The following is a 10,137-nucleotide window of genomic DNA, read 5'->3' on the forward strand; positions in this document are numbered from 1 at the left end:
CGTCGACGGCCGGATGCTGGGCATCACCGAGGCCGCGGGCGGACGCGTCGTCAACCGGGACCGCATGTGGCACTACACCGAGGGCCTGCGCAACTGGGACCCGATCTGGGACCTGCACGGTATCCGCATCCTGCCCGGACCGTCGTCGATGTGGTTCGACGCGCGCGGCCGCCGTTTCCCGGCGCCCGCGTTCCCCGGCTTCGACACCCTCGCGACGTTGAAGGCCATCACCGACACCGGGTACGACCACTCCTGGTTCGTGCTGACGCAGTCGATCGTCGAGAAGGAGTTCGCGCTCTCGGGGTCGGAGCAGAACCCCGACCTGACGGGCAAGGACGTCCGCGCGACGCTGGGCCGGATCCGTCCCGGCGCCCCGGGCCCGGTGGCGGCGTTCATGGAGCACGGTGAGGACTTCGTCGTCGCCGACACGTTGCCCCAGCTCGTCGCCGGGATGAACCGGCTGACCGGGGAGAAGCTGGTGTCGCTCGCCGAGCTGGAGCGCCAGATCGTCGCCCGCGACCGTGAGATCGACAACCCGTTCGCCAAGGACCTGCAGGTCGTCGCGCTGCGGGGCGCGCGGCGCTACCGCGGCGACAGGCTGGTGCGGGTCGCGTCGCCGCACCGGATCCTCGACCCGAAGCACGGCCCGTTGATCGCGGTGCGGCTCAACATCCTCACCCGCAAGACCCTCGGCGGGCTGCAGACCGACCTGTCCGGCCGTGTCCTGGGCGCCGACGGCGCGCCCGTGCCGGGGCTGTACGCGGCGGGTGAGGTCGCCGGGTTCGGCGGTGGCGGGATGCACGGGTACCGGTCGCTGGAGGGGACGTTCCTCGGCGGCTGCGTGTTCAGCGGTCGCCAGACCGGCCGCGCGGCCGCCATCGCCACCGCCGGCTGACCCCCGCGTGCTGCGCCCGCAGGAACGTCGAGTTCGACGCAGGACTGGTCCGGACCATGATCGAACCAGTCCGAGGTCGAACTCGGCGGGCGTCTCGAATGGGACGAACCGGCGTCCGAACGGGCTCGGCAGCACCGCCCGACGCTCGTAGGCTGACGAGGGGGTACTCGCGGGCGAGGGGAGCGGACGGTGCACGGAGGCGATCAGGTCGCCGAGGTACTCGGCGCGCAGGGCGTGCACGCCCTGTTCACCCTCTGCGGCGGGCACATCTCACCGATCCTGGTGGGGGCCAAGGCGCGCGGCATCCGGATCGTCGACACGCGGCACGAGGCGACGGCGGTCTTCGCGGCCGACGCGGTCGCCCGGCTGACGGGCCGGCCCGGGGTCGCGGCGGTCACGGCGGGGCCGGGACTGACCAACACGGTGACCGCGGTGAAGAACGCGCAGCTCGCCCAGTCGCCGGTCGTGCTGCTCGGGGGCGCGGCGCCGACGGTGCTGCAGGGCCGCGGCGCGTTGCAGGACATCGACCAGACGGCGCTGATCCGCCCCCACGTCAAGTGGTCGTACGCGGTGCGCCGGGTCCGCGAGATCGGCCCGGCCGTCGAGGAGGCGTTCCGCATCGCGGCGTCCGGGGTGCCGGGACCGGTGTTCGTGGAACTGCCCATCGACCTGCTCTACGACGAGGTCGTCGTCCGCCAGTGGTACGGCGCCGCGCGGTCGGGGCGCTCGCTGGGGGAGCGCGCCGTGCAGACCTACCTGAAGGCCCGTGTCGCGCGGATGTTCCGGGGGGCGGGGCGCAACCCCCCTGGACCGCTGGTCGACGTCCCCGCGCCCATCCCCGCACCCGACCGGGTCAACGCCGCCGCGACCGCGCTGGGCAGGGCGAAGCGGCCGGTGATCCTCGTCGGCAGCCAGGCCATGGTGGCGCCGGGCGCGGCGGAGCGGCTCGTGCCGGCGCTGGAGCGCATCGGTGCACCGGTCTACCTGTCGGGCACCGCGCGCGGACTGCTCGGCGCCGACCATCCGTTGCAGGCCAGGCACAAACGTCGTGACAGCCTCAAGGTCGCCGACCTCGTCGTCCTCGCCGGGGTGCCGGCCGACTTCCGGCTCGACTACGGCAACCACGTCCGCCGCGGCGCGACGCTGGTGTCGGCCAACCGCAGCAGCGCCGACCTGCGCCGCAACCGCCGTCCCGACGTCGCGATCCTCGGCGACGCGGCACTGGCCCTCGCCGGCATCGCCGCGGCACTGCCCACCAGGGACGCCGATGCCGCGCCGGCGCGCTGGCCGGAGTGGTGCGACGTCGTCCGCAGCCGCGACGAGGCCCGCGAGGCCGACATCGCCACCCAGGCCGAGGCCCCCGCCGAGGACGGCGTGAACCCGGTGCGGATGTGTCAGGAGGTGGCGGCCGCGCTGCCGCCGGGCGCGATCGTCGTGGGCGACGGCGGCGACATCGTCGCGACGGCGTCGTACGTGCTGCGTCCCGACGGCCCGCTGCGCTGGCTCGACCCGGGGGTGTTCGGCACGCTCGGGGTCGGCGCCGGGTTCGCGCTCGGCGCGGCGACCGTGCACCCCGACGCTCCACTGTGGATCGTGTATGGCGACGGGTCGGTGGGCTACTCGCTCGCGGAGTTCGACACGTTCGTCCGCCACGGGATCCCGGTGGTCGCGGTCGTCGGCAACGACGCGGCGTGGTCGCAGATCGCGCGCGAGCAGGTGGAGCTGTTGCGCGACGACGTCGGCACCGTGCTCGCCCACACCCGCTACGACCTGGTGGCGGCCGGATTCGGGGCGACGGGCCTGCACGTCGACGACGTCGCCGAGCTGCCGGCCGCCCTGGCCAAGGCGAAGGCGGCCGACGGCCCGGTGCTCGTCGACGTCCGGCTGGGGCGCAGCGACTTCCGGAAGGGCTCGATCTCGATGTGACGTTCTCACCCTTGTGAACGAACGGCACAGTCACGCAACTGAGTTGCGCGACTGTGCCGTTCGTTCGCTGGGGTAGAGCTCAGCGGGCCGGGTCGACCGCGACGGGCTCGTAGTGCGGCTCGTGGTGGTTCTTCGCCCGCGGGGTCGCGAGGACCTCGCGGGTGCGGTCGTCGAGCGCGGCGTCGGAGAGGACGCCGTTGCCCGCCAGCACCGTCTCCAGGGCGGTCAGCCAGTGCTCGTAGTACGACCACGGAGCCGCGGCGGCGTCGCCGCCGTCGGCCTCCCACTGCCGGATCGACTCGATCAGCGACAGCTGGAACTCCGACCACTCGTACTGCCCGTTGTGGTACGCCGCGACGGCCATCGCGAAGGCCCGCAGCTCCCACGGCTCGTCGAACGACGTGTCCCCCGACCGCGCCGGGAGCTCGGCGACCAGTGCCTCGACGCGGCGCCGGGCGTCGCCGAGCTCGGTCGCGTCGGGCCGGAAACCGGTCACGGGGCAGGCACCACCCCGGTGCCGATCATCGAGTCGCGCGTGACGATGCCGGCCAGCGCCCGCTCGGACATGTCGTCGGTGCCGGCGGGGCGCAACGGCAGCACCCAGTAGCGCATCTCCGACGACGAGTCCCACACCCGGACCTCGACGGAGTCGGGCAGGTCGAGGCCGAAGTCGTCGCGCAGCACCTTGCGGGGCTCGCGGACGATCCGCGCCCGGTACTCCGGGCCCTTGTACCAGTTGGGCGGGAGACCCAGGACCGGCCACGGGTAGCAGGAGCACAAGGTGCAGACGATGACGTTGTGGACCGAGTCGGTGTTCTCGACGACGACCATGTCCTCGCCCTGCAGCCCGCCGATGCCCAGCTCGCGGCAGGTCGCGGTGCCGTCGCGCAGCAGCCGTTGCTTGAAGTCCGGGTCGGTCCAGGCCTTCGCGACGACCGCCGCGCCCAGCTGGGGGCCGACCTCCTTCTCGTAGATCTCGGTGATCCGGTCGATCGCCTCGGTCGTCATGATCCCCTTCTCGATCATGATGGCCTCGAGCGCCTTGACCCGGGCGGCGATCTCCTCCTGCGTGCGGACGGACGGCGGATGGATCGGCGTGCTGGTCATGCGGCGCTCCCCTCGGTGGCGGTGGCCGGGACGATGTAGGGCTCCCAGACGTCGAAGTAGACGGACCCGTTCGGTTCGGCGACGTCGTCGCCCCACAGCTCGGCGTTGGTGAACCGCACGGTGTAGACGTGCTCCGGGGCGTCGCCGTGGCCGTTGCCCGCGCTGTCGGGGTAGATGAACGTGCCGTGGGCCAGCACGATCTCCCCGGTGCGGCCGCGGACGTAGCGGGCACGGCGGGTGTGCCCGTACGGGCTGGAGTCGATCACGGTGACGCGGTCGCCGACGGCGAACGCGGCCTTCTTGTCCGACTCACGCCCGGCCGGGGCGCCCGCGGGGACGACGGCGTTGACGAACTCCAGCAGCTCGGGATCGGACCGCTGCGGCAACGGCGCGTCGGGGTTCTCCAGGTAGTACCGGGTCCGCTCCTCGATGTCGGCGGGGTCGAGGACGCCCTTCTCCACGCCGTAGTGCTCGGCAGCGTGCATCCAGTGTTCGTAGTAGGGCGAGAGCAGGTAGACCGCCGGGTGCATCTGCTCGATGCCGTACCGGAACTGGTCGACGCCGAAGAACCCGGCGCGGAACGGCATCGAGAACATCGCGAACGCGGCGCGTTCCCACTCTGCGTGCCAGATCGGTTCGTTCTGCTCGACGGGGACCGGGCCGAGGCCGTCGGTACCCCCGAGGTCGTGCACGCCGTTCATGCCTGGCTCCCGGAGATCGCGGCCGCGGGTGCCGGGAAGCCGCCGACGGCCTGCTCGAACGTGTGGGCGACGCGCAGCGGCGTCGCGTCCTCGAAGTGCTTGCCGATGATCATCATCCCGACGGGCATGCTGTCGGACAGGCCGGCGGGCACGGACGTCGCCGGGTGGCCGGTGACGTCGGTGACGCACGTGTTGGCGATCATCTCCAGCGCCCGGGGGATGACCTCCTCGCGCGGGGCGTCGTCGGCGGGAATGGTCGACGCGGTGAGCGGCAGCGTCGGCATGACCAGGACGTCGTAGCGGTCGAGCGCCTCGTCGTAGGCCTTGCGCAGCTGCAGCGCGAGGTTGCGGGCCATCGCGTAGTGCCTGCCGTGCTGCGTGGTGAGGCCGTAGCCGCCGGTGAGGAGCACGAACTTCACGGTCTCGGAGAACTCGTCGGGGTTCGCGCGCCACTGCTTCCCGTAGTGGGCGACGAGCTCCGGGTCGTACTCGCCGTGCCAGTTCATGCCGTAACCGTTGCCCTCCACCATCTGGGCGGCTGCGCCCTCGGTGGCGATGACGTCCCAGATCCGGGCGCCGTGCAGGTGCCAGGGCACCGAGACGTCCTCGACGGTCAGGCCCGCGTCGCGCAGGCTCGCGGCCGCGGCCCGCACGGTGTCGTCGACGCCGGGGTCGGAGTTGGCGTGCCCGAACCCCTCGGTCACGACGCCGACGCGCAGGCCCGCCGCCGGCTGCGCGAGCGCCCCGGAGTAGTCGTCGGGTACGAGGCCCGCGGGCTGGCGCGGGTCGAGCCCGTCGGGGCCGGCGATGACGTCGAGGACGAGCGCCGCGTCGGCCACGGTGCGGGTCATCGGACCCAGGTGGTCGATCGTCTGCTCGATCGGAAACGCACCGGTGTACGGAACGAGCCCGAACGTCGGTTTGTGACCGACGATCCCGCTGTACGCGGCGGGGATGCGCACGGATCCGCCCTGGTCACCGCCGGTGGCGACGTCGACACGGCCACCCGCGACCAGCGCGGCGCTGCCGGAGGAGGATCCGCCGGCCGAGCGTGTCTCGTCCCACGGGTTGCGGACGGGGCCGGTGCGGGAGGTGTGCGATCCGCCGGAGAAGCAGAGGTCCTCGCAGACGGCCTTGCCGGCGATGGTCGCGCCTGCCGCGAGCAGCCGGGTGACGATCGTGGCGTCGCGCGTCGGGACGAAGCCCTCGACCGTCATCGAGCCGTTCATCATCGGGACACCCGCGACGGCGGTGTTGTCCTTGACCGCGACGGTGCGCCCGGCGAGCGGGCCGTCGTCGGCACCGGTGATCTCCGTCGTGACGTACCAGGCGTTGAAGGGGTTCTCGTCGGGGTCGGGCCGGTGCCACTTGCGGTCGGGCGGCGTGGGGGCGCTCTGGTCGTAGAGCTCCTCGACGGCGTCCCACGAGGCCAGCAGCCCGTGGACGAACGGCTGGAACGAGTCGAGGTCGTCGGGTGGGAGATTCAGTCCGTAGCGCGCGGCCGCCGCCGCCAGCGCATCACGGTCGGGAGGTGGTACCGCCATCGCAGACTCCTCGCGGTCGGGTACCGCCGGAGCCTATGGACGTCGTGGATCACAGGCAACGTGTCTGCACAGATCGACATGAGGTGTACGCGGGCGGCGCATCCCGACGGTTCCGCAGGTCACCGAGGCGCCCCACGGGGGACCGGAACGGGGGAGGACGCCGACACCTAGTGTCCCCCGGACGGAGTCGTCCGGCCCGTATGCCGTGTCGGTCGCGGCGGTCGGCGCCGGGCCCGGGGCTCGGGGGGTCGCGCCGGGCGGTCGGGGGCCGGCGGCTCGCGCCCGGCAGTTCGTCAGCCGCGGCGCGCGGCCTCGCGGCCCAGGTGGCAGATCGCGAGCAGCCGCAGCGTCAGCCAGTCGGCGCGCTCCCACTCGCCGGGACGCGGCGTGGGGACGGCTCCGCCACCGCGGCGCTGCTCCTCGAGCAGGCTGCGGGCGTACGCGGCGAGGCGCGGCGCGAGCTCCCGGGCCGGCATCCGGGTGAGGACCGAGGAGCGGTGGGCGAACGGCCGGTCGTCGAGCAGGTCGTGGACCGCCGCGACGTGCTGGTCGAGCGCCGCGCCGAGGCCGGGGGACCGGCGGGCGGCCACGAGACCGGGGAGGCCGAACTCGTCGATCATGCGGCGCAGGGTCCGGCGGGCGGACCACTCCGACAGGATCACGCCGACGTCGCGCATCACGGGCACGTTGCAAATCGTAGCCCGGTGGTCACACAGCAGAGTGACACTGCTCGGGTGAAGAGATCGAAGGTCGTCACTCTGCGACGAAGTCTGACCAGCGGCGACACCCGGACAGCCGGGGCCGACGAACGGTCGGAACCGATCGACGGCCAGCCGGCCGTGTCACGACGACACGGACGTCCCCGGCAACGCCACCACGGTGTGCGGCGCGGGGCCGCCGGTGAGCGGATCCACCGCCCGCACGAACCGGTCCACCCGGCCGGCGCGACCCGGCATCAGTACCGGACCACCCAGAACGCGGCACCCTGGTCGTCGGTGCAGCGCGCCGAGACGCCGTAGCCGGCGTCGGCGGGATCGTCGGCGGTCCCGCCCGCGTCGCGGACCGCGGCGACCGCCGCCGCCACGTCGTCGACGACGAACATCGGCACGACCGACGCCGCGTCGGCCCCGCCGAGCAGGCCCGTCGCCGGCGACGTGTCGTCGCCCGACCCCGACACCGCGTGCCAGCCCTCCGGCACGCGCCCCGGACGGAACCCCCAGCCCAGCACCGTGCCGTAGAACGCCCGCGCCCGGCCCGCGTCGGGCACCTCGATCGTCAGGTACGTGAGCGCCCCGGTCGCGGTGGTGTCCGGACGCGTCGAACCCGGCTGCGGCGCGAACACCGCGAACGGGATCCCCTGGTCGTCGACGCAGGAGGCGGTGCGGCCGAACGGCTCGTCGGTGGGCCCCTCGGCGGTGCCGCCCGCGGCCCGCACCAGCGCGACCGTCGCGTCGACGTCGCCGACGGCGTAGCAGCACATCGTCGTCGCGTCCTGCTCGCCGTACATGCCCAGGTGCTGCCCGCCACCGGTGATCCGGCGGCCCCGCCCGGAGTGGACCGCGTCGATCGACCAGCCCAGCACGGCGCCGTAGAACCGCTCCGCCGCGCCGACGTCGCGCCGCCACAGCGAGGCGTAGCCGACGTCGCCGACCTGCAACGGACGACCCGCCGCCGCCTCCCGCGACACCATCCAGCGGTGCCCGGCCGGGTCGACGACGACGCCGCCGCGCCCGTACGGGGAGTCCGAGACGGGCCGCTCCAGCCGGGCGCCCAGCTCGACCGCCCGGTCGACGACGGCGTCGGGATCGGGCACCTCCAACCGCATCGAGGCCGGCGACTCGCCCTCCCGGGGCGCGACGATCCCCATCTCGGGGAACTGCTCGGCGAGCATCAGCACGCTGTCGCCGATCGCGACCTCGGCGTGCCCGATGCGGCCGTCGGGCATGACGATCGGGTCGCCGCGCCGGACCGCGCCGAAGGCGTCGACGTAGAAGTCGAGCGCGGCCGCGGCGTCGGGCACCGCGAGGTAGGGGGTGATGGAATGCAGCGCCTCGGCGACGCGCTTGCTCACAGTGCTGGTCACGGCGTCCTCCTGATGACGACGTGGCGCGGCGAGCACCTCACGCTCGAGGCGGGCGCGCAGCCGCGCGGCGAAGGCCGGGTCGGGATCGACCGGGCGTACGGGTTCGTGGAGGGCGTCCAGCGGGTCGCTCATGCCGGGTCCCCTCCCGTGCGTCGCAGGTACGTGTGCCGGAACGCCGTCCGCGCCCGGGCCAGGACGGACTCGGTGGCCCGCTCGGTACGCCCGAGCACGCGCGAGACCTCGCCGACGGGCAGGCCGTCGAGGTAGCGCAACGTCAGCGCCGCCCGGTGCAGCGGGCTCTGCTCGCCCAGCACCTCGCGGGCCAGCAGGGCGTCGACCTCCTCGTCCCAGGGATCGGCCTGCGGCTCCTCGGACGAGGCGGCGACCGCGTGCAGGCCCCGTTCCTCGCGGGCCAGCGCACGCCAGTGGTCGGCGAGCTTGTGCCGGGCGATACCCACCAGCCAGCCGGTCGTCGGATCGACGTCCGTCCGGCGGCACTCCTGCACCGCGGCCAGGAACGTCTCCGCGGTGAGGTCCTCGGCCAGCGCCGTCCGCCCGCAACGGGCGAGCAGGTAGCCGTAGACCTCCGGCAGTGCGGTGTCGTACAACGACAGCAGGGCGAGACCCGGGTCGGGCCTGACCTGCTCGTCGCGGTTCACGACCTTTCCTCGTCCCCCGCCCGCGATCCCCGTCGGTGGTTCACCCGATCGTCGTAGTCGCCCCGCGCTCGGCGGCGCCGACGAACTCCCAGAACACCGACTGCCACAGCTCCTGCTGCTCCAGATGCGGACTGTGCCCCGCGCCCGGCACGATCTCCGTACGGACGCGCCCGCCCGCCGCCCCGTAGCGGCCCAGCACCTCGCGGATCTGGGAGACCATCGGCTGCGACCCGAAGACGTCGGCACCAGGCCAGCCGGGCACGTACCCGAGCTCGCCGAGGGTCCCGAGATCCTGCATCGACGTGTCGGACACGACGGAGTCCTCGGCGCCGTGCGTCCACAGCACCGGCGGCTTCGGGTCGAGGTCGACCACCCGCGTCCAGTTGCAGTACTTGGGGGACAGGGCGTTGATGATCCCCGTCGTGCCCGGGGCGGTGCCGGGCCAGTTCGGCGACGGGGTCGCGTCGCCCGGGTAGTTGTCCGCGCCCGTGACGGTCTTCAGCACCTCGGCGACGAACAGGTCCTCCCGCGGCTCGGTGTGCGACTCCAGCCAGTACGCCGTGCGCATCACCGACCGGATCGAGAACGGGCTCTCCGTCGTGTCGTCGCCCTCCGCGATGCGGCGCACCACCTCCGGGTTGACGATGCCCCCGCCCGAGCCGGCCCAGTCGGGGAAGCACGGTGTCCCGTCGGCACGGACGCCGCCGAACCCGTACGGCGACACCGGGTCCAGGAACGTCAGCGACGCGACGGGATGCTCGATCGCGAAGTCGACGATCGCCGCGCCCGCCGTCGACCAGCCCAGCAGGTGGACGGGCCGTTCGATGCCCAGCGCCCGCAGCAGCGCGGCGACGTCGTCGGCCCAGTCGGCGAGGCCGCGGGTGGCGTCGAGGGGCAGGCTCTCGGTGTCGCCGAAGCCCCGCATGTCCGGGGCGACGATCCGGTAGCCCTCCGGGGCGCCGGGGGAGAGGTGCTCGAAGAACCGGCCCGTCGACAGGTTGCCGTGCACCATCACGACCGGCACGCCGTCCTCGGGCCCGTACTCGACGAGGTGCACCTCGAGCCGGTCGGTGGGAACGACGACGGACCGCACCCCCGGGAGCAGCTGCATGCGCCGCATCCTTTTCGTCCCCGCGACCCGGGTCAACCCCCAGCGCGGGCTCCTCGGTGAGCTGCGAGGTGAACGAACGGCACAGTCGCGCAACTCAGTTGCGCCAAAGGG

10 protein-coding genes are annotated in these 10,137 nt (G+C 73.3%); 2 read left to right on the forward strand and 8 right to left on the reverse strand.

The window, feature by feature from the left end:
- Both PSU4_RS29680 and PSU4_RS29685 read left to right on the forward strand, forming a co-directional pair.
- Positions 1 to 895, forward strand: an 895-nt coding sequence (locus PSU4_RS29680; RefSeq protein ID WP_147115796.1) for an FAD-binding dehydrogenase, incomplete at its 5' end; no start/stop codon positions are given.
- Positions 896 to 1,084: 189 nt separating this feature from the next.
- The gene (locus tag PSU4_RS29685) at positions 1,085 to 2,821 is read left to right on the forward strand and encodes a thiamine pyrophosphate-binding protein (protein ID WP_147115798.1); all 1,737 of its coding nucleotides are present in this window, start codon (positions 1,085 to 1,087) and stop codon (positions 2,819 to 2,821) included.
- A 79-nt stretch (positions 2,822 to 2,900) separates the two neighbouring features.
- Here PSU4_RS29685 and PSU4_RS29690 read toward each other — a convergent pair whose 3' ends face one another.
- The 8 genes from PSU4_RS29690 to PSU4_RS29725 all read right to left on the reverse strand — a co-directional run bounded on the left by PSU4_RS29690 (position 2,901) and on the right by PSU4_RS29725 (position 10,026).
- Positions 2,901 to 3,317, reverse strand: coding sequence for a nitrile hydratase accessory protein (locus tag PSU4_RS29690; protein WP_147115801.1), 417 nt, complete (start codon positions 3,315 to 3,317; stop codon positions 2,901 to 2,903).
- A complete protein-coding gene (nthA, locus tag PSU4_RS29695) occupies positions 3,314 to 3,928 on the reverse strand; it encodes a nitrile hydratase subunit alpha (protein WP_147115803.1) in 615 nt (204 codons plus the stop codon). Before nthA ends, PSU4_RS29690 begins: the two co-directional genes overlap by 4 nt.
- On the reverse strand, positions 3,925 to 4,629 hold the full coding sequence (nthB, locus tag PSU4_RS29700) for a nitrile hydratase subunit beta (protein WP_147115805.1): 705 nt from the start codon (positions 4,627 to 4,629) through the stop codon (positions 3,925 to 3,927). The genes nthA and nthB overlap by 4 nt, the downstream gene beginning before the upstream one ends.
- Positions 4,626 to 6,173, reverse strand: coding sequence for an amidase (locus PSU4_RS29705; protein ID WP_147115807.1), 1,548 nt, complete (start codon positions 6,171 to 6,173; stop codon positions 4,626 to 4,628). The genes nthB and PSU4_RS29705 overlap by 4 nt, the downstream gene beginning before the upstream one ends.
- A gap of 293 nt (positions 6,174 to 6,466) precedes the next feature.
- Positions 6,467 to 6,850, reverse strand: a complete 384-nt coding sequence (locus PSU4_RS29710) for a DUF6401 family natural product biosynthesis protein (protein ID WP_246115437.1) — start codon at positions 6,848 to 6,850, stop codon at positions 6,467 to 6,469.
- Between the two features lie 278 nt (positions 6,851 to 7,128).
- Positions 7,129 to 8,388 carry a VOC family protein gene (locus tag PSU4_RS29715; protein WP_147115811.1) on the reverse strand — a complete coding sequence of 420 codons (1,260 nt, stop codon included), beginning with the start codon at positions 8,386 to 8,388 and terminating at the stop codon, positions 7,129 to 7,131.
- Positions 8,385 to 8,915 carry an RNA polymerase sigma factor gene (locus PSU4_RS29720; RefSeq protein WP_147115813.1) on the reverse strand — a complete coding sequence of 177 codons (531 nt, stop codon included), beginning with the start codon at positions 8,913 to 8,915 and terminating at the stop codon, positions 8,385 to 8,387. Before PSU4_RS29720 ends, PSU4_RS29715 begins: the two co-directional genes overlap by 4 nt.
- A gap of 40 nt (positions 8,916 to 8,955) precedes the next feature.
- The gene (locus tag PSU4_RS29725) at positions 8,956 to 10,026 is read right to left on the reverse strand and encodes an alpha/beta hydrolase (protein WP_147115815.1); all 1,071 of its coding nucleotides are present in this window, start codon (positions 10,024 to 10,026) and stop codon (positions 8,956 to 8,958) included.
- Positions 10,027 to 10,137 lie beyond the last annotated feature (111 nt).

The organism is Pseudonocardia sulfidoxydans NBRC 16205, assembly GCF_007989085.1.
GTDB classification, from domain to species: Bacteria; Actinomycetota; Actinomycetes; order Mycobacteriales; family Pseudonocardiaceae; genus Pseudonocardia; species Pseudonocardia sulfidoxydans.

Bases quoted from the DNA above. Each gene is read 5' to 3' on its own strand.
- nthB (WP_147115805.1), bottom strand. From the start codon at position 4,629: ATGAACGGCGTGCACGACCTCGGGGGTACCGACGGCCTCGGCCCGGTC.
- nthA (WP_147115803.1), bottom strand. From the start codon at position 3,928: ATGACCAGCACGCCGATCCATCCGCCGTCCGTCCGCACGCAGGAGGAG.
- PSU4_RS29715 (WP_147115811.1), bottom strand. From the start codon at position 8,388: ATGAGCGACCCGCTGGACGCCCTCCACGAACCCGTACGCCCGGTCGAT.
- PSU4_RS29705 (WP_147115807.1), bottom strand. From the start codon at position 6,173: ATGGCGGTACCACCTCCCGACCGTGATGCGCTGGCGGCGGCGGCCGCG.
- PSU4_RS29725 (WP_147115815.1), bottom strand. From the start codon at position 10,026: ATGCAGCTGCTCCCGGGGGTGCGGTCCGTCGTCGTTCCCACCGACCGG.
- PSU4_RS29710 (WP_246115437.1), bottom strand. From the start codon at position 6,850: ATGCGCGACGTCGGCGTGATCCTGTCGGAGTGGTCCGCCCGCCGGACC.